Here is a 22,239-nt window from a genome sequence, read left to right on the forward strand (position 1 = left end):
TCTTGAAGAGCGTCACGCGTCGGCGACCTGCGCGACCACATGGCGCGCGGCCACCTGCGCGCCCACCGCGACATGCAGCGCGACACGACCGGCACGCGGCGCGCAGTGCACGTGCTCCATCTTCATCGCTTCGAGCGTGACGAGCGGCTGGCCTGCGGCGACCGCGTCGCCTTCGGCCACCAGCAGGGCGATCACGCGGCCGTTCATGGATGCGCGCAGCAGGCCGTCGCCGCTGGCGCCGTTGGAGCGGGGCACTGCGACGTGCGTGAGGTTCTCCAGCTGGAACGACTGGCCGCGGAAGTGGAAATCCACGCGGTCGGGCTGGCGCACGACGAAGGCCTGCTCGGACAGTCCGCCGCACGAGAAGCGGAGGCTGCCGTCGCCGGGCAGTGCGAGCAATGCGAGCTGCACGGGCGCGTCGTTGTCCAGTGCGATGTCGAACCGGCCGGCGCCGCATGGCGTCACGCGGGCCGCGTGTACCGTGCCGTCGAGCGCGAAGCGAAGGGCGTTGGGCAGCGTGTGTGCGAGCGGCGAGGGCCAGCCACGCTCGCCCAACTGGAGCAGCAGAGCAGCGAGCAATGCGGCGCGGGCGTCGTTCGCCGCATCGGTGGCGAGCAGAGCGTCGAGGTGATCGCCGATGAAGGCGGTCGTGGCCGCACCGCTTGCGAACACGTCATGCGACAACACACGCTGCAGCAATTGCTGGTTGGTCGAGATGCCGAGCGTCACCGTGTCCTGCAGGCCCGCGATCAGCCGGTGCCGGGCTTCCTCGCGCGTGCGGCCATGCGCCACGAGCTTGGCGATCATCGAGTCGTAGAAGGGTGGCACGGCGGCGCCGTCACGCAAGGCGTGTTCGGTGCGCAACGCGGCAGAGGGCCGCCATGCCGCGAGCGTACCGCTCTGCGGCATGAAGCCCTGCTGCGGATCTTCGGCGCACAGGCGCACTTCGATCGCATGACCTGTGATGCGCACGTCCTGCTGCGCGAGCGGCAAGGGCTGGCCGGCTGCGACGCGCAGTTGCAGTTCGACGAGGTCGAGGCCCGTCACCGCTTCGGTCACCGGGTGCTCCACCTGCAGGCGCGTGTTCATTTCCATGAACCAGTACTGGCCTTCGGCGTCGAGCAGGAATTCGAGCGTGCCCGCGCCTTCGTAGGCGATGGCTTTCGCCGCGGCGACGGCGGTGGCGCCCATGCGTTCGCGCAGTGCGTCGGACACCGCCGGCGAGGGCGCTTCCTCGACAACCTTCTGGTGCCGCCGCTGCACCGAACAGTCGCGCTCGCCAAGGTGGATGGCGTTGCCATGCCGGTCGGCGAACACCTGGACTTCGACGTGGCGCGGCGCGACGATGGCGCGCTCCAGGATCACGGTGGCATCGCCGAACGCGTTGAGCGCTTCGGACTGCGCGCTGTGCAGTTGTCCGGTGAAGTCGTCGGCCGATGTCACGAGCCGCATGCCGCGCCCGCCGCCGCCCGCAGTCGCCTTGATCATCACGGGCCAGCCTATGCGCGCCGCCTCGGCCGCCAGTTTCTCCGTGCCCTGGTCTTCGCCCTGGTAGCCCGGAATGCACGGCACGCCCGCCGCCTGCATCAGCCGCTTGGCGCCGGCCTTGTCGCCCATCGCGCGAACGGCTTCCGGCGACGGTCCGATGAAGACCAGCCCCGCGTCTCGGCAGGCCTGTGCGAACGCTGCGTTCTCTGCGAGAAAGCCATAGCCCGGATGCACCGCATCCGCACCGCTGGTGCGCGCGGCCTCGATGATTGCGGCGACGTTCAGGTAGCTCTGCGCGGGCAGAGATTCGCCGATCCACGCGGCCTGGTCGGCCTGTCGTACATGCTCGGCATCCGCGTCGGCGCTGGAGTACACGGCCACCGTGCGGTAGCCCATCGCGCGCGCCGTGCGCATCACGCGCACCGCGATCTCGCCGCGGTTCGCGATCAGGATCTTGTGGAATGCACTGTTCATGGCCGCGCCACCGAAAACTGCATGGGTTGCGGCACGCGCGCATCGGCATCGCGGCACACGGAAAGAACTTCCGCCAGCACCGCACGCGTGTCGCGCGGGTCGATCACGCCGTCGTCGAGCAGCAGCGCGCTGGTGGTGAACACGCTCATCTGCCGATCGAAGCGCTCGACGATCTGCTGCTGCATCGCATCGATCTTCGCGTGGTCGACCGCACCCTTGCGTGCCATGCCCGCCTCCATGACGATGGCCATGGTCTTCGCCGCCTGCTCGCCGCCCATGACGGCTGTGCGCGCGTTGGGCCACGAGAAGCAGAAGCGAGGTGCGAAGCCCCGCCCGCACATGCCGTAGTTGCCCGCGCCATAAGAGGCGCCGCAGTGCAGCGTGATCTGCGGCACGCTGGCGTTGGTCACGGCCTGGATCATCTTCGCTCCGTGCTTGATGATGCCGGCCTCCTCGTGCGCCCGGCCCACCATGTAGCCCGTGATGTTCTGCAGGTAGACGATGGGCGTGCGCGTCTGGCAGCAGGCCTGGATGAAGTGCGTGGCCTTGGTCGCGCCGTCGGAATCGATAGGGCCGTTGTTGGTGACGATGCCCACGGCATGCCCTTCGAGCCGGATGTGGCCGCAGACGGTGGCGCTGCCGTAGTGCTCGCTGAACTCCAGGAACTCGGAGCCGTCGGCAATGCGCGCGATGACTTCGCGCATGTCCACCGGCCGCCGTCCGTCGCTGGGCATGATGCCGAGCAGGTCTTCGGCGTCGTAGCGCGGCGGGATGAACTGGCGCGGTGCTTCGTTGCGTGCCCAGTCGATGCCGCCGAGGATCGAGCGCGCGATGCGGATGGCGTCGCGGTCGTCTTCGGCCAGGTAGTCGCCGAGGCCCGAGATGTGCGTGTGCATCACCGCGCCGCCCAGTTCTTCTTCGGTCGCGATCTCGCCGGTGGCGGCCTTCAGCAGCGGCGGCCCCGCGAGAAAGGCCCGCGTGCGGTCGCGCACCATCACGATGTAGTCGGACAGGCCCGTCTGGTAGGCGCCGCCCGCGGTCGAGGAGCCGTGCGTCACCGTCACCACTGGCAGCCCCGCGGCCGACAGCCGCGCGAGGTTGCGGAAGATGTTGCCGCCGCGCACGAAGTCCTGCACGCGGTAGTGCATGAGGTTGGCGCCAGCGCTTTCCACCAGCTGCACGTAGGGCAGCTTGTTTTCGAGCGCGATCTCCTGCACGCGCAGCTGCTTGTCGAGGCCCATGGGCTGCAGCGCGCCGGCGTCGATGCCCGAATCGGAGGCGCTGACCATGCAGCGCACGCCCGACACCTGGCCGATGCCGGAGATCAGGCCCCCGCCGGGCACGCTCTTGGCCAGATCGGGGTGGTCCTGCCCCAGCCCCGCGAGCGAGGCCAGCGGCAGAAAGGGCGCGCCGGTGTCGAGCAGCAGCGCGATGCGTTCGCGCGGCAGCAGCTGCCCGCGCTTGGCAAAACGCTCGGCCGAGGCGCCGGAGGCCGCGACGGCGCGGGCCTCGTGTGCGCGCACCTGGTCGAGCAGCGCGAGCATGCCGGTGCGGTTGGCCTGGAAGGTGTCGCTGGCCGCTTGCAGTCGGGATTCGATGACGGGCATGGGAAGAGTCTGTGCAGGTCGCTTGTTTTCGCTCTGCACAGACTCTAGGGGGCGGGCGCCGCGCCCGCTTGCGCCTACTAGCTGGTCGTCAGCCGGTCATCAGCTGGCGCGCGCGCGTGGTGCGGCAACAGGGCCATCGAGGCTGCTGCCCGTGACCACCCAGTAGATGAAGATCAGCACCGCGCCGGCCGTGCCGAACACCGTGAGACCCATGTAGCTGCCGCCGATGGCCAGCGCGTCGGCGGGCGCGGCTGCGATGCAGACCATGCTGGCCGCGCTCATGCCCACGTAGTGCATGGTGCAGACCGCCACGCCCATCACGGCAGCGGCCGCGACCTTGTGCGAGAACTTGCGCAGGTTGAACGCCAGCCACAGGGCCGCCGCGGCGGCGGTGACGGCGATCAGCACCGACAGCCCGACCACCGCCAGGTCGAAATTCATCGAGGCGCGCATGCTCATCGCGAACATGCCCATGTAGTGCATCACGCAGACGCCGATGCCGGCCAGCAGGCTGCCGGCGAGCCAGCCCGATTTGCTGAACTTGCGCCGTCCACCGGCCATGTACAGCGCAATGCCGGAGATCAGGATGGCCGCCACCAGCGACACCACCGTGAGCGGCATGTTGTACGAGATGGCCACCGGCAGGCGGTACGCCAGCATACCGATGAAGTGCATGGACCAGATGCCGATGCCGCCCAGCGCCACCGCGGCGCAGGCCACGACGGCGAGGTTGGGCTTGCCGTCGGCGCCGACCATGCGGCCGGCGCAGATGAGGGCCACCAGCGAGCCCGCGAATGAGATCAGGAAGGAGAGCGCCACCATGCCCAGGGAGTACTCGGGCGACAGGAGTTGGCCTACGACGAGCGGAGTCATGCGATGTCCTTTCAAGTTCAGGAAAAGAGCGCCTCGCAGACCTCCCGACTACCGGATGCAATCGGGACGCCACAAGACGTCCCGCGCAGTCTGTAATATTTGTTTTTAAAAGTAAACTCCAATTTACACTTATTGTTACGCTACCTTACGGGGCGAATTCGATATATCGCATTGTTGCGATCGGCCGACATGTAGATCGTGCCGTCGCGTCCCACGGCGACGCCCGTGACCACGTAGGGCGGGGGCAGCCCGGGCCCGGGCGCGAGGCCGATCGGCAGGTTCTCGGCGACCGTGCGGCGCGTGCCGTCGGGGGCGATTTCCACCAGCCGCCGCGCCGCGCTCTCGGCCACGATGAAGCTGCCCCACGGCGTTTGCCCCACACCCTCGGGCAGCGCCAGTCCGTCGGCCACGGTGCGCAGCGGCGCGCTGGCGTCCAGCGGAATGCGCAGCAGCTTGCCGGCCGCCTCGGTCACGTAGAGCGCGCCGTCCTGGCCGACGATCATCTGCACCGGACCGTTCAGGCCGCTAGCAAGCACTGACTTTTCAGTGAACTTCGGCCCGCTGGCGCGGGTGATGCTGCCGGTAGCTATTTCGGCGTAGATCACGCTGCCGTCGGGCATGGGGATGGCGTCGAACGGCGCCTTCAGCCCGTGGATGGTTTCGACGGTCTTCCGCGTCTGCCGGTCGACCAGCTGCACCGTGCCCGTGAACCACGAACTCAGCGCAAAGAGTTTTGGCGACAGCCCCACTGCGAACGGGTAGTCGAGATCGGGCTCGCGCTGCATGCGGAACACGTCGCGCACCTCGCCCGTGCGCACGTCGACCTGGCGGAAGCCGAAGACGTCGGCCACCCACAGGTCGTTGCCGTCGATCTTCATGCCGGCCGGCACCGCCACCTTGCCGCTGGTGAGCGCGCGAAGTTCGCCGGTGGCGGGGTTGAAGGCCTGCACCTCGTTGTTGGCCATGTTCGACACGTAGATCGTGCCGTCCGGCGCGATGGCCAGGTTGTCGAGCGAGGCCCGCAGCTGCTTCGCGACCGTCTTGCGCCCGGTGGCGAGGTCTACTTTCACCAGCTCGCCGCTGCGCGCGTCGACCACCCAGAGATTGCCCCTGCCGTCGAGATTGGCGGCGGCCGGGATCTTGAAGCCGTCGGCGATCACGGTCATGTTGCCGTTCGCCGGGTCGATCTTCACGACCTGTCCCTTGAACCACAGCGGCCCGTAGAGCATGCCGTCGGGGCCGGCCTCGAAGCCGTTGAAGCCGCCCATGTCCTTCTTGATGAGCCGCGGCGGTTTCTGGCCTTCGCGGTCGATTTCCCACAGCGCGTCGCCCAGGAACACCTGCGAGGCGTAGAGCTTGCCGTTGCGGCGGTCGAAGTCGAGCGAGTTGAGGCCGGGCAGGTCCTTGGCCAGCACGCGCAGCGGGGCGGTGTCGCTCTCGCGGTAGCGCAGCATGCCCATGAGGTAGTTGGTCCAGGCCAGCTCGCCCTTCGGCCCCACGGCGATGTCGTCGGCCTGGCCTTCGGGCGCGTCGATGAGCACCTTGGCCGCGCCGGTGTTTCGGTCGACCTCCCACAGCGTGTTGCCGACGACCGAACCCGCGAGCAGCCGGCCCTTCGCGTCGATGGCCAGCCCGTGCACCCCCGAGAAGGATGAAGGGGCGACCAGCGCCTCAGGAGCACCCCACGATGCGGGCCGCGTGGCAGGCGATGGCGGCGCGACCGTGCTGCAGGCGCCCATCAGGGCGAGGGTGGCGGTCAGCGCGACTGCGCGCAGGCTGCTTCGACAGGGCATGGCGTTTTCTCCTCTTGTTGATGCGCGAAGCAGTCTAGGAGGCGAAAGGGGCCGCAAAGTCTCTCCGGAGACACGATGCGGACTTTCGTCCGCTGTGGATTACCCGAGCCCGTTCAGCCGCGCAGCAGCTGCGTCACCGTGTGGATCAGCAACCCGACCAGCCCACCCACCAGTGTGCCGTTGATGCGGATGAACTGCAGGTCGCGCCCGATGTGGCGTTCCAGCTCGAGCGTCATCTCTTGCGCGTTCCACTCGCCGACGCGTTCCTCGATGTAGCGGCGGATGTCCTCGCGGTAGCGCTCGATGGCCAGCGGCGCGGCGGCCTCGATCTGCTCGTTGATCCAGCGGCGGATGGCTTCGTCGCCCTGCAGCCGCGTGCCCAGCGCGCCGGCCATCGAGGCGATGCGCTGGCGGATGGCCGAGTTGTCGCGGCCCAGGTCGTCGTGCAGCCACGCCAGCAGCTCGCCCCACAGCCCGTGCAGGTAGTCGCCGAGGGCGGGGTGCGCGATGAGCTCGGCGCGGATCTGCTCGCCGCGCTGCTGGAACTCGGGGTCGAGCTTCAGGCGCACCACGAAGTCGTCGACGAAGTGATCGAAGCGCCTGCGCATCGGATGGTCGGGTTCGGCCGCCAGCTCGCCGATGGTGCGCGCCACGGCCGCGACGATCTTGCGCGTGGCCAGCTTGGCCGCCACCTGGTCGAGCCCCACGTAGCGCAGCGTCTTGATCTCGCGCGCAATGGCCTCGGTGATGTGCGCCTGCACCTCGTCGCCTTCGAGCAGGCCGGCCACCTGCTGCAGCACGTCGTCGAGCAGGGCCTGGTGGCGCCCGCCGGCGGTGAGCGCGTCGAGCGCCTGGCCGGTCAGGCGCGAGAGGTCTATTTTTTCGAGGCCGGCCGCGGCGGCGCGCCCCATGAAGTCGCGCACCCGTTCGTCGTCGAAGGCCGAAAGCCCGTAGCGCGTGGCGGCCACGCCCCATTCGCCGAGCTTCTCGCCGCTGGCGGGGCGTGCCAGCCAGTCGGCGATGCGCCCGGCCGCATCGAACTGCCGCAGCTTGCCGAGCACCTGTTCGGTGCTCAGGAAGTTGTCGCAGATGAAGCCCGCGAGCTTGGCGCCGATGCGATCCTTGTTGCTCGGGATGATCGCGGTGTGCGGAATCGGCAGGCCCAGCGGATGGCGAAACAGCGCCACCACCGCGAACCAGTCGGCAATGGCGCCGACCATCGCGGCTTCGGCAAAGGCGGCTACGTAGCCCCAGGCCGGGTGCTGCGCATGAAGCGCGCTCGCCACTGCGTAGAGCAACGCCGCGCCGCACAGCAGGCCGAGCGCGACGCGCTTCATGCGCCCCAGCGCATCGCCGCTGTTTTCTGCGGGTTCAGCCAATGGCGGGCGTGGACGCGAGACGTTCCATGAACAGTTCGCAGCGCGCGAGTTGTTCGAGGCTCACGAATTCGTCGGGCTGGTGCGCCTGCTCGATGCTGCCGGGTCCGCACACCACGGTGGGGATGCCAGCGTTCTTGAACAGACCCGCTTCGGTGCCGAAGGCCACCAGCGTGGTGCGTTCTTCGCCCGCCAGGCGCTGCGCCAGTTTGGTGATCGGGTTGTCGGCCGCGCCAAGGAAGCTCGGAATCTCGCAGATGGTCTCGAAGCTGAAGCCCGCGTCGGGCGCGACCTTCTTCATCGCCGGTTCGATGCTGCCCGCGTAGGCCACCACGTCGGCCTGCATGCGCTTGGCGTCGGCGGTCGGCAGGTCGCGGAATTCATAGCGGAACTCGGCGTCGCGCGGCACCACGTTGTCGGCAATGCCGCCATGGAACTGGCCCACGCTCGCGGTGCTGAAAGGCACGTCGAAGCCCTCGTAGCGGGGCTCGTTGCGCTCGAAGTCTTCTGCCATGTCGCGCACCTTGCCGATCACTCGGGCCGCCATTTCGATGGCGTTGACCGACTTCGGCGTGAGCGAGGAATGCGCTTCCTTGCCGCGCACGCAGCACTTGTAGCGGTACACGCCCTTGTGCGCGATGGCGGGCACCATGCTGGTGGGCTCGCCCACGATGCAGGCGATAGGCTTGATGTTGGCGTCGCGCATGTCGGCGATCAGTTCCTTCACGCCGAAACAGCCGATCTCTTCCTCGTAGCTGAAGGCGAAGTGCACCGCGAAAGGCGAGTCGCTCTCGAGGAAGCGATGGGCATTGGCCAGCGCGATGGCAATGAAGCTCTTCATGTCGGCCGAGCCGCGCCCGTAGAGGCGCTCGTTCTGCACCACGGCGGAGAGCGGGTCGACGCTCCAGTCCTGTCCGTCCCAGGGCACCGTATCGGTGTGGCCGGAGACGATCACGCCGGCTGGCTTGCCTTCGCCCAGCGTGGCGAACAGGTTCGCTTTGGTGCGTTCGGCGTTGTAGGTGATGCGGCTTTTGACGCCCAGGGCCGCGAGGTGGCTCTGCGCGAAGTCGATCAGTTCGAGGTTGCTGTTGGCGCTGATGGTGTTCATGCGCACCAGGGTCTGGGCCAGCAGCAGGCTTTGGGGGGAAAGCGTGTGGAGCATGCAACACATTCTCCCGGAAGTTGGCGCCGCGCGTGCGTGGATGTCGAAGCCTTCACGCGAAGCGGGTACGCTGCCCCTCTTCTTTTGGACGGAGAAACCAGGACCATGCGCACCCTTCAGATCGCCTTGACCGCCACCGCCGCCCTCTGCGTGGCCGCCTGCGGCACCACCGGACCTTCCCGCAACAAGCTGCTGACGCTCGACGGCAACCCGCCGCTGGTCATCGCCCACCGCGGTGCATCCGGCTACCTGCCGGAAGAAACGCTCGAAGCCTATGCGCGCGCCATCGAGCTCGGCGCCGACGTGATCGAGATGGACCTGATCTCCACCAAGGACGGCGTGCTCATCGCCCGCCACGACCCCAACCTCGCCATCAGCACCGACGTGGCCAAGCATCCCCGCTTCGCCTCGCGCAAGAAGACCATCAAGGTCGACGGCGAAACCCAGACCGGCTGGTTCAGCAACGACTTCACGCTGGCCGAGATCAAGACCCTGGGCGCCATTTCCACTGACGCCGAGCGTCCGCAGGAATTCAACGGCAAGTACAAGGTGCCGACCTTCCAGGAAATCATCGACTTCGCCAAGGCCAAGTCGAAGGAAACCGGCCGCACCATCGCCATCTACCCCGAGACCAAGAACCCGACCTACTTTCGCGAGCTCGGCCTGCCGATGGAAGACAAGGTCATCGCCGCCATCAACGCAGCCGGCTGGAACAGCAAGACGGCGCCCATCTACGTGCAGTCCTTCGAGCCAGGCAGCCTGAAGTACATGAAGAGCAAGGGCCTGAACACCCGGCTCATCCAGCTGATCGACGGCGACAGCGTCGACCTGAAGACCGGCGCCGTGACCTTCGCCGTGCCCAGCGACCGCCCCTACGATTGGACCAAGGCTGGCGACAAGCGCAACTTCGACGCCATGGTCACGCCCGCAGGCCTGGCCGAGATCAAGACCTACGCCGACGGCATCGGCCCGTGGAAGCGCTACATCGTGAGCATCAAGGGCACCATCGGCGCCGACGGCAAGCCGGTGGACGTCAACAAGGACGGCAAGATCAACGACGCCGACGCCACCTCCACAGCGCCCACCTCGCTGATTGCCGACGCGCACAAGGCCGGCCTGTTCGTGCACCCCTTCACCTTCCGCAACGAGTCGCGCCGCCTGGCGTCCGACTACAACAAGAGCGGTCAGAACGAATACGGCGTGTACTACAAGCTCGGCGTGGATGGCGTGTTCACCGACTTCACCGACACCGCATTGGCCGCACGCGCCGACTACCTGAAGAGCATCGGCCGCTGAGCGGAGGCATCGTCCAGGCATGACCACCGACCTGTCGCCGCGCGACCTCGAACTGCTGCGCATGGCCATCCGCCTGTCGGATGAGTCGAAGGCGCGTGGGCGCCATCCCTTTGCCGCGCTGGTGGCGAACGAGCATGGCGAGGTCGTCGTCACTGCGGGCAACAACTCGATGCCGCCAGAGGGCGACCCCACGCAGCACGCCGAGCTGGCGGCTGCTGCGCAGGCCGCGCGCCTGCTCACGCCCGAGCAGCTCGCGCGCTGCACGCTGTTCACCAGCGCCGAGCCCTGCTGCATGTGCGCGGGCGCCATCTACTGGACGAACATCGGCCGCGTGGTCTACGCGCTGTCCGAGCACGCGCTGCTCGGCCTGACCGGCGACCACCCCGAAAACCCGACCTTTTCGCTCCCCTGCCGCGAGGTCTTTGCGCGCGGGCAGCGGCGCGTGGAGGTGGTGGGGCCGCTGCTCGAAGAGGAAGCCTCCGCGCCGCACGTCGGCTTCTGGACCGCCGGGCACTGAACCCCGGGTGCGCACGCGGGGTGCGCATTTTGGGTGGTGCCTCGAAACGCCAGAGTGGATAGACTGGCATTTTGAGACGTCCACGCCATGAAACTCATCGACTCGCTCGTCACGCAGGCGGCTGGCATCGCCGCCGTCCGACGTGACCTCCACGCCCACCCCGAACTCTGTTTCCAGGAAGTCCGCACCGCCGACGTGGTGGCAGGCAAGCTCACCGAATGGGGCATTCCCATTCATCGCGGCCTGGGCACCACAGGCGTGGTCGGTATCGTCAAGAATGGCTCCAGCAGCCGCGCAGTCGGTCTTCGCGCCGACATGGACGCGCTGCCCGTCACCGAGCTCAACACCTTCGCCCACGCCAGCAAGCACCACGGCAAGATGCACGCCTGCGGCCACGACGGCCACACGGCCATGCTGCTCGCAGCCGCCCAGCACCTGGCGAAGAACCGTAACTTCGACGGCACCGTCTACCTGATCTTCCAGCCGGCGGAAGAGGGCGGCGGCGGCGCCCGCGAGATGATCAAGGAGGGGCTGTTCGAGCAGTTCCCCATGGATGCCGTGTTCGGCATGCACAACTGGCCCGGCATGAAGGCGGGCCAGTTCGCCGTGAGCCCCGGGCCGGTGATGGCCTCGGGCAACAAGTTCCACGTCAACGTGATCGGCAAGGGCGGCCACGCCGCGCTGCCGCATACGGGCATCGACCCGGTGCCTGTCGCCTGCGAGATCGTGCAGGCCTTCCAGACCATTCTCACGCGCAAGATGAAGCCGACCGATTCGGCCGTGATCTCGGTCACCACCATCCATGCCGGCGAAACCAACAACGTGATTCCCGACAACTGCGAGCTGTCGGGCACGGTGCGCACTTTCTCGCTGGAGGTGCTCGACCTGATCGAGGCGAAGATGAAGCAGGTCTGCGACCACATCTGTGCGGCGCACGACGCCACCTGCGACTTCCGCTTCGAGCGCTACTACCCGCCCACCATCAACACCGAGGCCGAAGCCGACTTCGCGCGCCGCGTGATGGGCGGCATCGTCGGCCCCGAGAACGTGCTGAAGCAGGAGGCCGCCATGACTTCCGAAGATTTCGCCTTCATGCTGCAGGCCAAGCCCGGCGCCTATGCCTTCATCGGCAACGGCGACGGCACGCACCGCGACGTGCACCACGGCGAAGGCCCGTGCACGCTGCACAACGCCAGCTACGACTTCAACGACGACCTCATCCCGCTGGGCGCCACCTGCTGGGTGCAGATCGCCGAGCAGTTCCTCAAGCCCGGCGGCGCAGCGACATGATCGGCATCGCAGAGGCCTTTTCGCCGCGCTACGCCCAGGCGCGCCAGAAGTTCCTGCAAGGCTGCGTGAGCGCCGGCCTCACGGTCGAGCCGCATGCGCACCCGCTCAAGGGGCGCGACGGCGAAGACCTGTCGATGGACGTCGTGCTCGACGGCGACGCGAATGCGCAGAACCTGCTGATCGTCAGCAGCGCCTGCCATGGCGCCGAGGGCCACTGCGGCAGCGGCGTGCAGGTGTTCGCGCTGCACGATGCCGAATGGCGCGAGAAGGCCAAGGCACAGGGCGTGGCGGTGCTGTACGTGCATGCGCTCAACCCGCACGGTTTTTCCTACGGCCGGCGCGTGACACACGAGAACGTCGACCTGAACCGCAACTTCATCGACTTCTCCAAGCCGGTGCCGGTCAACGAGCCGTATGCCAAGCTGCACGACCTGCTGCTGCCCGCCACCTGGCCGCCCACGCCCGAGAACCAGGCGGCGGTGGACAAGTGGATCGCAAAGCACGGCGCCACTGCCTACCAGGCGGCCGTGACCAGCGGGCAATACCAGTTCGACGATGGCCTGTTCTTCGGCGGCAAGGCGCCGACCTGGAGCAACAAGACCATCCGCGGCGTGCTCAAGCGCCGCGCGGGCAACGCGAAGCGCATTGCCTGGATCGACCTGCACACGGGGCTGGGCCCGAACGGTCTGGGCGAACGCATCTTTGCCTGCCGCGACGACAAGGTCGCCTATGCGCGCGCCAATGCATGGTGGGGCACGCCCGCCGCGCCCGTCACCTCGATCTACGACGGCTCCTCGACCTCGGCGCTGCTGCGTGGGCTGATGTGGGACTCCGTCTACGAGGAGTGCCCGCAGGCGGAATACACCGGCATCGCGCTCGAATACGGCACGCTGCCGATCCTCGAAGTGACCGGCGCGCTGCGTGCCGACCACTGGCTGCACAAGCACCCCCAGGCGCCGGCCGACCTGGCCGACGGTATCCGGGCACGGATGCTGGAAGCGTTCTATACGGACACCGATGCCTGGCGCGGGCAGATCGTCAGCCAGGCGCGGCAGGCGATGTTCCAGGCTGTGGATGGTCTCAGCGGCTGACCTGATCTCTCAAGTCCTGACCCGCCCATCCCCAGTCAGCATCGAAAGCTCGACGAACTTCGATGCCACGTGGTTCTTGGCAGAGAACGACACCTCGAACCCACCAAACTGCTGGCGGTCGATGCTCTCCAGCCCCGCGATCAGGCTCTCGCGCGTGGGCTTGCCCGGCGCCTTGCGCAGGCCCTCGGTCAGCACCTTGGCGGCCAGGTAGCCCTCCATGCTCGAAAAATTGGCACTCGCGCCGCCGCCGGCCTTGCGTACCGCCTCGGTGAACTCGCGCGCCAGCGCATTGGCCTGGTTGTAGGGCGAGGGCACCACCTGCGTCACCATCACGCCGGCCGCATCCTTGCCCAGTTCGTCCGCCAGCGCCTGCGTGCCGACGAAAGACATGTTGAAGAAAGTGCCGCCGTAGCCTGCCTTGCGCGCCTCGCGGATGAAGGCCGCGCAGGCCTTGTATGCGCCCACCTGCACTACCGCGTCGGGCCGCGCCGCCACGATGGTCTTCACCGCCTGCGCCACGTCGGACGAATTGCGCTCCACCGTGGCCAGCGCCACCGGCTTGAGCTGCTGCTCGCCGAGCGCCAGCGTCACCCCGTCGAGCCCGGCCTTGCCGTAGGCGTCGTTCTGATAGAAGACCGCGATCTTCTTCAGGCCCAGGTGGGTGAGCTGCTTCACCATCAGCGCCGTCTCGTCGTTGTACGAGGCGCGCAGGTGGAACACATTCTTCTGGAAGGGCTCGCGCAGCGACATCGCGCCGGTGAAGGGGGCCACGAACGGCACCTTGTCCTTCACCGCCAGCGGCAGCGCTGCCAGGCTGGTCGGCGTGCCGATGTAGCCGAAGAGCGCGAACACGTCTTCCGAGATCAGCTTCTGCGTGTTGGCCGCGCAGCGGTCGGGCTCGTAGCCGTCGTCGAGGTTCTTGATGACCACGTCGCGGTGCCCCGACTGGGCGTTGTACTGGTCCAGGAACACCTTGGCGCCCTGGTGAAACTGGATGCCCAACTGCGCCGCCGGACCGGTGAACGCTGCCGACTGGCCCAGCACCAGCGGCGTGTCGCCCTGTGCCCGCGCGATGCCGAAACCCCCCAGCGTGGCGGCCGCGCCTGCGGCCAAAGAAAAATGACGTCGATTCAACATGATGAAAACCCACTCCCGCGCTCTGACTCGCGCACAAATTAGACTCGCCCGATGGCCCACGCACCGGATACCTTGCTCGAAGAAGCGCCTCCCCAGCCCGTAACGACCACCGTGCTGGGCGCCTGTCCCCACGACTGTCCGGACACCTGCGCGCTCGTTACCACCGTCAAGGACGGCGTGGCCGTCAAGCTGCAGGGCAATGCCGCCCATTCGCACACCGGTGGCGTGCTGTGCACCAAGGTGTCACGCTACATCGAACGCAACGACCATGCCGAACGGCTGGTGCAGCCCCTGAAACGTGTCGGCCCCAAGGGCAGCGGCCAGTTCGAGCCGGTGTCTTGGGAAGCCGCATTGGACGACATCGCCGCGCATCTTCGAGTATTACAGGGAAAACCCGAAGCTATTGTCCCCTACAGTTATGCGGGCACCATGGGGCTGGTGCAGGGCGAGTCGATGGACCGGCGCTTTTTTCATAAGCTGGGCGCCACCCTGCTGGACCGCACGATCTGCTCGATGGCCGGCGGCGAAGCCATGGTCTACACGCTGGGCGCCAAGGTCGGCATGCGCATCGAATTCTTCGCCGAAGCCAGGCTGATCCTGATCTGGGGCAGCAATTCCATCGCCAGCAACCTGCATTTCTGGCGCCACGCCCAGGCCGCCAAGCGCGCCGGCGCGCGGCTGGTGTGCATCGACCCGCGCAAGACAGAAACCGCCGACAAGTGCGACGAGCACATCGCGTTGCTGCCCGGCACCGACGCCGCGCTGGCGCTGGCCCTGATGCACGAGCTGATCGTGCACGACTGGCTCGACCACGACTACATCGCCAACCACACGCTGGGCTGGGAGCAGCTGCGCGAGCGCGCGTTGCAATGGCCGCCGTCGCGCGCGGCCGAAGTCTGCGGCATTCCCGAAGAACAGATCGTGTCGCTGGCCAGGGCCTACGGCACCACCAAGCCGGCTGCGATCCGCCTGAACTACGGCATGCAGCGCGTGCGCGGCGGCGGCAACGCCGCCCGCGCCATCGCCTGCCTGCCGGCGCTGGTGGGCGCCTGGCGCAACCGCGCGGGCGGCCTGCTGCTGAGCAGCTCGGGTCATTACCCGGTCGATCGCGCCGCGCTGCAGCGCCCCGACCTGCTGGCCGGGCGCAAGCCGCGCACCATCAACATGAGCACCATCGGCGACGCGCTGCTGGACACCGCCAACCCGGTGAAGGCCATCGTGGTCTACAACAGCAACCCCGTGGCGGTGGCGCCCGAGTCGGCCAAGGTGGCGGCGGGCTTCGCGCGCGAAGACCTGTTCACCGTGGTGCTGGAGCAGTTCCGCACCGACACAGCCGACTACGCCGACTACCTGCTGCCCGCCACCACGCAGCTGGAGCACTGGGACATCCACTGCAGTTACGGCCACACCGACGTGCTGCTGAACCGCCCGGCCGTGGCGCCGCGCGGCGAGGCCCGCAGCAACGCCTGGGTGTTCCGCGAGCTGGCGCGCCGCATGGGCTTTGGCGAGCCCTGCTTCTCGGATTCCGACGAGACGCTGTGCCGCACCGCCTTTGCCGACAACGCCATCGACTTCCCCGAGCTGCTGGCGCAGGGCTTCACCAGCGTGAAGCTGCCCGAGGCGCCGTTTGCCGAAGGCAGCTTTCCCACGCCTTCGGGCCGCTGCGAATTCTTCAGCGCGCGCCTCGAAGCCATGGGCATGAGCGGCCTGCCCGACCATGTGCCCAACTGGGAGCCGGCCGGCAGCTCGACCGAATTCCCGCTGGCCATGATCTCGCCGCCGGCGCGCAATTTCCTCAATTCGACCTTCGTCAACGTGACGAGCCTGCGCGCCATCGAGGTCGAGCCGCTGCTCGAGATCCACGAGGCCGACGCCGCCGCGCGCGGCATCGAGGACGGCGCGATGGTGCGCGTGTTCAACAAGCGCGGCGAGCACCGCTGCCGCGCCGAGGTCTCGCGCCGTGCGCGGCAGGGCGTGGTGCACGGCATGGGCATCTGGTGGCGCAAGCTCGGCATGGACGGCACCAACGTCAACGAGCTGACCAGCCAGCGCCTGACCGACATCGGCCGCGGCCCCACGTTCTACGACTGCCTCGTCGAGGTCGAGAAGGCGTGAGGCCTCTCCCCGCGCTTGCGCTGGCCGGCGCGCTGTTGCTCACCGGCTGTGCCGACCTCGGCTACTACTGGCAATCCGCCAGCGGCCACATCGGCATCATGCGGGCCGCCAAGCCGGTGCCCGAGTGGTTGGCCGATCCGGCCGTGTCCGCACCGCTGAAGGCCAAGCTCGAACTCACGCAGCGCATCCGCCGCTTCGCTTCCGCCGAGCTCGGCCTGCCCGACAACGCCAGCTACAAGTCGTACGCCGACCTGCACCGCCCCGCCGCCGTGTGGAACGTGGTGGCCGCGCCGCCGTACTCGCTCACGCTCAAGAGCTGGTGCTTCCCGGTGGCGGGCTGCGTGGGCTACCGCGGCTACTACAGCGAGGACGCGGCCAAGGTCGAAGCCGAGGCGCAGAAGAAGCAGGATCTGGAAGTGGCCGTGTACCCCGTGCCCGCGTACTCCACGCTGGGCTGGATGAACTGGGCCGGCGGCGATCCGCTGCTGTCCACCTTCATCGGCTACCCCGAGGGCGAGCTCGCGCGCATCGTGTTCCACGAACTGGCGCACCAGGTGCTCTACGTGGCCGGCGACACGGTGTTCAACGAGTCGTACGCCACGGCCGTCGAGCGCATCGGCGGGGCGATGTGGCTGCAGCGCGAAGCCGGCGAGCAGGCCCGCCGCGAGTACGCGCAGTTCGATGGGCAGCGCCAGGACTTCCGCGCACTGGCGCTCAACACCCGCCGCGCGCTGACGCAGGTCTACGAATCGCCCGAAGCCAAGGCCAAGGACTGGGCCAAGGTCGAGGTCATGAAGCAGGCGGCCATGACCGATTTCCGCGAGCGCTACGCGAAGCTGAAGGAGGGCTGGACGGGCCCCCGCCGCAACGCCTACGACGCCTGGGTGGCGCGCGCCAACAACGCGGCCTTCGGCGCGCAGGGCGCCTACGACGATCTCGTGCCCAGCTTCGAGAAACTCTTCGAGCGCGAAGGCCACGACTGGCCGCGCTTTTACACTGAGGTCCGGCGCATCGCCGCGCTGCCGACCACGGAAGAACGCCGCAATGCCTTGCAGGCGGCGACCGGCATCATGCAAACCCATTCCAGCCCGGAACAAAAAAACGGAGATCACGGTGCCTGACATCCATATCGAACGCAACCACACGCTGGGCATTGCCGGGGCGCGCGTCGCCGCACGCCAGTGGATCAAGCAGGCCGAACAGGAGTTCGGCCTCGAATGCGTCTACACCAAGGGCGAAGACCGCGACGTGGCAACCTTCACGCGTGCGGGCATCGACGGCACCGTCGAGGTCACGGCCAGCACCTTCACGCTCGACGCGACGCTGGGCTTCCTGTTCAGCAGCTTCAGCGAAATGATCGAGCAGAAGATCACGCGCAACCTCGACGCGTTGCTCGAATCCCCCCGGGGTGGCGGCACTCGTCTCGCCTGAGAGACTTCGGCTTCAGACGATGGTGTAGCCGCCGTCCACCGGCAGCGCCACGCCGTTCACCATCGACGCGCCATCGCTCAGCAGAAAGAGGATCGGCGCCACCACTTCCTCCACTTGCGCAAAGCGGCCCAGCGGAATGTTCCTGAGGGCGGCAGCGCGCTTGTCCGCGTCGGCCCAGGCCTGTTCGGCCATGGGCGTGAGCGTGACGGTCGGGTTCACGCTGTTCACGCGGATGCCGTGCGGCCCGAACTCCAGGCACAGCGAGCGCGTGATGGCATCCATCGCGGCCTTCGAGGCGCAGTAGCAGAGGTGCGCGTCGAGTGCGACCAGCGAGGCCTGGCTCGACACGTTGACGATGCTGCCGCGTATGCCGGCTGCGATCATGGCCTTGCCGCAGCGTGAGGCCACGAGTGCTGCGGCACGTGCGTTGACGGCCATCACTGCGTCGAAGTTGCCGGCTTGCAGATCGACGGCCGATTCAAGCAGTGCGATGCCGGCGCAGTTCACTACGAGGTCGAATGCTTGCAACGCAGCGAGCGCATGTTCGAGTGCGGGAGCGTCGGCCACGTCGAGCACGAGTGGCGTGCAGCTGGCCTCGGCGTGCAACGTTTCCAGGGCCGTGGCGTTGCGTCCCACGGCTGTGACCTTTGCGCCGGACTGCGCGAGTCGCATTGCCACTGCTCGGCCGATGCCGCTGCTCGCGCCGGTCACCAGTGCGCGTTGGCCGGAGAAGTTGAAAGAGGTTGTCATGTCAGTGGCTTCAGTGTTCGTTCGGGGTGGGTGCGAATGACACCGGGTACTCCTCTTCGCGAATGACCCTCGGCCTGCGGCTTCCTCCTTTATTTCGCTCCGGATCGCATCGAGCAGTCATTTCAGCCGATGCATCGCATCACTCAACGCTGGATAAAGCGATTTGTAGATTTCGAAGCGCTCGCGATACACAGCCTGTGCCGCGGGTTCGGGCCGCGCCCGCTCCACCAGCGTGACCCAGCCGCGCTCGGCCGTCGCCGCATCGACCAGCCCCGCACCCAATGCCGCGAGCATTGCCGCACCGAGCGCGGCCTCGACCTCTTGCTCGATGGTGAACACCGGGTAGCCCGTGATGTCCGCCACGATCTGCATCCACAGGTCCGAGTGCGCCGCGCCACCGACCACGATCAGCCGGTCGTCCAGCGGCTGCCCGCTCTGGCGTCCCGCCTCGATGTTGTGCTGCAGTGCGAAGCTCACGCCTTCGAGCACCGCGCGGTACAGGTGCGCCCGGCTGTGCGCGAGCGAGAGGCCAATGAAGGCGCCCTTGGCCTGCGCGTCCCAGATCGGGCTGCGCTCGCCCATGAGGTAGGGCAGGAACACGAGGCCTTCCGCACCGGGTGGCACGTCGACGGCCTTGCGCTCGATCAGTGCGTGCGCATCTTCGCCGGTGCGCGCCGCCTCGGCCACTTCGGCCTGGCAGAAGGCTTCGCGGAACCACGTGATGGCTGCACCCGCCGTGATCGCGCCGCCGAATACATAGCTGCGGTCCGCACCGCTGTACACGTGCGGCATCGTTATGAGTTTGTGCCGTGCATCGACCGTGGGGCTCACGAAGCCCCAGCACATGCTGGTGCCGATCATCGCCACGTGGTCGCCGCTGCCGGTGACACCCGCGCAGAAGGTGGCCACCGCTGCATCGACGCCGCCCGCCATCAGCGGCATGCCTTCGACAAGGCCGAGCTTCGCGGCCCATTCGGCGCTCAGGCCGCCGACCACCTCGCTCGACTCGACCAGGCGCGGCGGCATCATGCGCGATGGAATGCCGAGCATCTGCATCGCCTCTTCGGACCACTGCCGGCGCGCCGCGTCGTACACGCCGCCGATGTTGCCGGCGCAGCTGTGATCGACGGCCAGCTCGCCCGTGAGCCGCCAATTGATATAGCTGTTGGGTGGCAGGAAATGGCGCGTCTTCGCCCACACATCGGGCAGGTGCTCGCGCACCCACAGGATCTTGGTGAAGCCGTAGTAGCTGTCGACGCCGTTGCCGGTGATGGCTTCGAGGCGTGGCACTTCCACGTTCGCGTTCACCCATGCGACCTCGGCGGTGGCGCGGCGGTCCATCCAGATCAGGCAAGGGTGCAGCGGCTGCATCTGCCCGTCGACCGGAATGCCCGCGCCGCCGTACAGGCTGCTCACGCACATCGCTGCGATGTCCGACGGCGCGACGCCGCTGCCGGCCACACAGGTGCGCACGCTCTCGCACACCGCGTCGAACCACACGGCGCAGTCCTGCTGCGCCCACAGCGGCTTCGGCGTCTCGGGCTGGTAGGCCACGCTCGCCTGCGCATGCACCTTGCCGTCGATGCCGACCAGCAGGCACTTGGTGCTCTGCGTGCCGATGTCGACGCCGATCACGTATTTCATGGTGTGTTGTCTCTCAGGATCGGGGCTGCGGCGTGAGCAGCACCTTGATGGAATCCAGCGAGTTTGCCAGCGCGAAAGCGCGCTCCCATTCGGTCAGCGGAAAGCCGTGCGTGACGATGCCCTGCGAGGTGACCAAGCCGCGCGCCAGCAGGTCGATGGCAACGGGGTAGCAGTAGGGCCCCAGGTGCGCACCGCGCACGTCGAGCTCCTTGCGGTCGCCGATGATCGACCAGTCGGCGCTCGTTTCCGAGCCGAACACGCTGAACTCGACGAAGCGGCCGAGCTTGCGGATCATGTCCAGCCCCTGCGTCACGCCGATGGGGGCGCCGGTGGTCTCGATGTACACGTCGCAGCCGTAGCCTTCGGTCAAGCCCTTGACGATGGCATCTGCGTTCTCGGTCTTGGGGTTGATGACGACGTCGGCGCCGTATTGCTTGGCGAGCGCCAGGCGTTCCGGCACGAGGTCGATCACGATGAGTTTCTTCGGCGTCTTCAGCGCCGCGACCTGCACCATCATCAGCCCCAGCGGGCCGGCGCCGGCGATGACCACCACGTCGTCGAGCTGTATGTCGCCGCGGTTCACCGTGTGGATCGCGCAGGACAGCGGCTCGATGATGGCCGCGTCTTCCAGCGAAATGCCGTCGGGGATCTTGTGCACGCGCGAGGTCGGCGGCAGGCGCATGTAGTCGGCCATGCCGCCATCGGCCACGATGCGCTGGAAGCCGAAGATGTTGTGCACTTCGCACATCCAGTACTTGCCTGAAGTGCAGAAGCGGCACTTGCCGCAGGGCACGATCTGCTCGGCGATCACGCGGTCGCCTTTCTCCACGCCAAAGTGCTCGCCCGCGCCTTCGCCCAGGGCTTCGACGTAGCCGAAGAATTCATGGCCGGGGATGACCGGCGCCTTGACCCATGAGGGCTGGCCATCGCCGCCCCAGAACATCTTCGCGCCCGAGTGGCATTTGCAGTCGGAGGCGCAGATGCCGCAGGCGGCGATGGAGATCAGCAACTCGTTCGGGCCGATGGCCGGCATGTCGACGGTTTCGAGGCGATAGTCCTTGGGGCCATGGCAGACGACGGCCTGCATTGAAGCGAGTTGTGCGATGGCACCGGACGTACCGGGTTGGAGCTTTTGATAAGACATGAGGTTGGGGGAGTGGGGGAATGTGTCTGTTGCGAAGTCAGCGCTTGGCTTCGCGGCTGATGAAGATGGCGAGCAGGACGATCCCGCCCTTGATGATCAATTGCAGGTACGGCGACACGCCGATCATGTTGAGGCCGTTGTTCAGCACGCCCAGCAGCAGCGCACCGACCAGCGTGCCGACGATGGCGCCGCGCCCGCCGGCAATCGATGTACCGCCCATCACCACGGCTGCGATGGCGTCGAGCTCGAAGCCCACGCCCACGCCGGGCTGTCCGCTGGTCACGCGCGCTGCCTGCACGATGCCGGCGATGGCGGCGGTCAGCCCGCTCAGCGCATACACGAGCAGCTTGTAGCGCGACACGCGCACGCCCGAGAGTCGAGTGGCTTCCTCATTGCCGCCGATGGCATACACGTAGCGGCCGAACGGCGCCATGTTCAGCAGCACGTAGGCCACCAGGTAGGTCGCCAGCATGATGAGGATCGGTACCTTGAGGCCGGCCAGCACGCCGCCGCCGAGAAAGGCGAAAGAATCGGGCAGCCCGTCGATGGGATAGCCGCCCGTGTAGATCAGCGCAATGCCGCGCGCAATGCCCATGGTGGCCAGCGTCACGATGATCGGCGGCATGCGCAGGTAGGCTACGCAGTAGCCGTTGAACAGGCCGATCACCACGCCCACGGCCAGGCCGAGCGGCACCGCCAGCATCGGCGGCAGCCCGAACTGCACCATCATTCCCGAGGCCAGCGTGCCCGACAGCGCCACCACCGCACCCACCGAAAGATCGATGCCGCCGGTGAGGATCGCGGCCGTCATGCCCACCGCGATGATCGCGTTGATCGACGACTGCAGCGCGATGTTCTGCAGGTTGCCCCAGGAGAGAAAGTTGTCGGTCGCTACGATCATGAAGACCGAGATCGCGACCAGGCCTACCAGTGGGAGAAAGGCTGTGGAGCGGCGCAGTTGGGTGAAGAAGCCACCGGTGGGTGTCGGCGGGGTGGGGTGGGTGGCTGTTGTTGCGTTCATTTCAGGTGCTCCACTGAGGGGTGCGTGAAA

General features: G+C 67.4%; 18 protein-coding genes. 7 read left to right on the forward strand and 11 right to left on the reverse strand.

Translation table 11 applies throughout. The annotated features are described in order from the left end of the window. Positions 1–12: 12 nt before the first annotated feature. From ACTG4X_RS03010 to argE, 6 genes are all read right to left on the reverse strand, one after another. Positions 13–1,962 carry an acetyl/propionyl/methylcrotonyl-CoA carboxylase subunit alpha gene (locus ACTG4X_RS03010; protein ID WP_440533189.1) on the reverse strand — a complete coding sequence of 650 codons (1,950 nt, stop codon included), beginning with the start codon at positions 1,960–1,962 and terminating at the stop codon, positions 13–15. Then, positions 1,959–3,569 carry an acyl-CoA carboxylase subunit beta gene (locus ACTG4X_RS03015; RefSeq protein WP_097200564.1) on the reverse strand — a complete coding sequence of 537 codons (1,611 nt, stop codon included), beginning with the start codon at positions 3,567–3,569 and terminating at the stop codon, positions 1,959–1,961. The genes ACTG4X_RS03010 and ACTG4X_RS03015 overlap by 4 nt, the downstream gene beginning before the upstream one ends. Before the next feature lie 99 nt (positions 3,570–3,668). After that, entirely contained in the window at positions 3,669–4,442 is a 774-nt protein-coding gene (locus ACTG4X_RS03020) for an MHYT domain-containing protein (protein ID WP_097200563.1), read from the reverse strand. A 140-nt stretch (positions 4,443–4,582) separates the two neighbouring features. Further along, a complete protein-coding gene (locus ACTG4X_RS03025; RefSeq protein WP_097200562.1) occupies positions 4,583–6,235 on the reverse strand; it encodes a PQQ-binding-like beta-propeller repeat protein in 1,653 nt (550 codons plus the stop codon). Positions 6,236–6,348: 113 nt separating this feature from the next. Further along, complete coding sequence (locus ACTG4X_RS03030; RefSeq protein WP_440533190.1) at positions 6,349–7,614, reverse strand: DUF445 domain-containing protein; 1,266 nt, start codon at positions 7,612–7,614, stop codon at positions 6,349–6,351. Next, positions 7,607–8,773 carry an acetylornithine deacetylase gene (gene argE, locus ACTG4X_RS03035; protein ID WP_097200561.1) on the reverse strand — a complete coding sequence of 389 codons (1,167 nt, stop codon included), beginning with the start codon at positions 8,771–8,773 and terminating at the stop codon, positions 7,607–7,609. The genes ACTG4X_RS03030 and argE overlap by 8 nt, the downstream gene beginning before the upstream one ends. Before the next feature lie 105 nt (positions 8,774–8,878). On the opposite strand from argE, the gene ACTG4X_RS03040 reads away from it, so the two are divergent. From ACTG4X_RS03040 to ACTG4X_RS03055, 4 genes are all read left to right on the forward strand, one after another. Further along, the gene (locus ACTG4X_RS03040; protein ID WP_097200560.1) at positions 8,879–10,069 is read left to right on the forward strand and encodes a glycerophosphodiester phosphodiesterase; all 1,191 of its coding nucleotides are present in this window, start codon (positions 8,879–8,881) and stop codon (positions 10,067–10,069) included. A 19-nt stretch (positions 10,070–10,088) separates the two neighbouring features. Continuing rightward, positions 10,089–10,586: a nucleoside deaminase gene (locus tag ACTG4X_RS03045; protein WP_097200559.1), complete on the forward strand. Its 498-nt coding sequence runs from the start codon at positions 10,089–10,091 to the stop codon at positions 10,584–10,586. An 87-nt stretch (positions 10,587–10,673) separates the two neighbouring features. Further along, positions 10,674–11,876, forward strand: a complete 1,203-nt coding sequence (locus ACTG4X_RS03050; RefSeq protein ID WP_440533191.1) for a M20 aminoacylase family protein — start codon at positions 10,674–10,676, stop codon at positions 11,874–11,876. After that, positions 11,873–12,967, forward strand: a complete 1,095-nt coding sequence (locus ACTG4X_RS03055; RefSeq protein ID WP_097200557.1) for a M14 family metallopeptidase — start codon at positions 11,873–11,875, stop codon at positions 12,965–12,967. The genes ACTG4X_RS03050 and ACTG4X_RS03055 overlap by 4 nt, the downstream gene beginning before the upstream one ends. A 9-nt stretch (positions 12,968–12,976) precedes the next feature. Here ACTG4X_RS03055 and ACTG4X_RS03060 read toward each other — a convergent pair whose 3' ends face one another. Continuing rightward, a complete protein-coding gene (locus tag ACTG4X_RS03060; RefSeq protein ID WP_097200556.1) occupies positions 12,977–14,104 on the reverse strand; it encodes an ABC transporter substrate-binding protein in 1,128 nt (375 codons plus the stop codon). Between the two features lie 51 nt (positions 14,105–14,155). On the opposite strand from ACTG4X_RS03060, the gene ACTG4X_RS03065 reads away from it, so the two are divergent. The 3 genes from ACTG4X_RS03065 to ACTG4X_RS03075 are packed head-to-tail and all read left to right on the forward strand — an operon-like array spanning position 14,156 to position 17,650. Then, the gene (locus ACTG4X_RS03065; protein WP_097200555.1) at positions 14,156–16,219 is read left to right on the forward strand and encodes a molybdopterin-containing oxidoreductase family protein; all 2,064 of its coding nucleotides are present in this window, start codon (positions 14,156–14,158) and stop codon (positions 16,217–16,219) included. After that, the gene (locus ACTG4X_RS03070) at positions 16,216–17,340 is read left to right on the forward strand and encodes an aminopeptidase (protein WP_097200554.1); all 1,125 of its coding nucleotides are present in this window, start codon (positions 16,216–16,218) and stop codon (positions 17,338–17,340) included. The genes ACTG4X_RS03065 and ACTG4X_RS03070 overlap by 4 nt, the downstream gene beginning before the upstream one ends. Further along, positions 17,333–17,650: a polyhydroxyalkanoic acid system family protein gene (locus ACTG4X_RS03075; protein ID WP_093053707.1), complete on the forward strand. Its 318-nt coding sequence runs from the start codon at positions 17,333–17,335 to the stop codon at positions 17,648–17,650. The genes ACTG4X_RS03070 and ACTG4X_RS03075 overlap by 8 nt, the downstream gene beginning before the upstream one ends. Before the next feature lie 12 nt (positions 17,651–17,662). On the opposite strand, the gene ACTG4X_RS03080 is transcribed toward ACTG4X_RS03075, so the two are convergent. The 4 genes from ACTG4X_RS03080 to ACTG4X_RS03095 all read right to left on the reverse strand — a co-directional run bounded on the left by ACTG4X_RS03080 (position 17,663) and on the right by ACTG4X_RS03095 (position 22,209). After that, positions 17,663–18,400, reverse strand: coding sequence for an SDR family oxidoreductase (locus ACTG4X_RS03080; protein WP_097200553.1), 738 nt, complete (start codon positions 18,398–18,400; stop codon positions 17,663–17,665). A 117-nt stretch (positions 18,401–18,517) separates the two neighbouring features. Next, positions 18,518–20,044, reverse strand: coding sequence for an FGGY-family carbohydrate kinase (locus ACTG4X_RS03085; protein ID WP_097200552.1), 1,527 nt, complete (start codon positions 20,042–20,044; stop codon positions 18,518–18,520). Between the two features lie 13 nt (positions 20,045–20,057). After that, positions 20,058–21,188, reverse strand: coding sequence for an alcohol dehydrogenase catalytic domain-containing protein (locus tag ACTG4X_RS03090; protein WP_093053714.1), 1,131 nt, complete (start codon positions 21,186–21,188; stop codon positions 20,058–20,060). A 37-nt stretch (positions 21,189–21,225) separates the two neighbouring features. Next, positions 21,226–22,209 (reverse strand): ABC transporter permease, encoded by a 984-nt coding sequence (locus ACTG4X_RS03095; RefSeq protein ID WP_097200551.1) that lies wholly within the window; start codon positions 22,207–22,209, stop codon positions 21,226–21,228. Positions 22,210–22,239: the final 30 nt, after the last annotated feature.

Origin of the sequence: Variovorax sp. YR566, assembly GCF_051992195.1 — a bacterium.
Lineage (GTDB): Bacteria > Pseudomonadota > Gammaproteobacteria > Burkholderiales > Burkholderiaceae_C > Variovorax.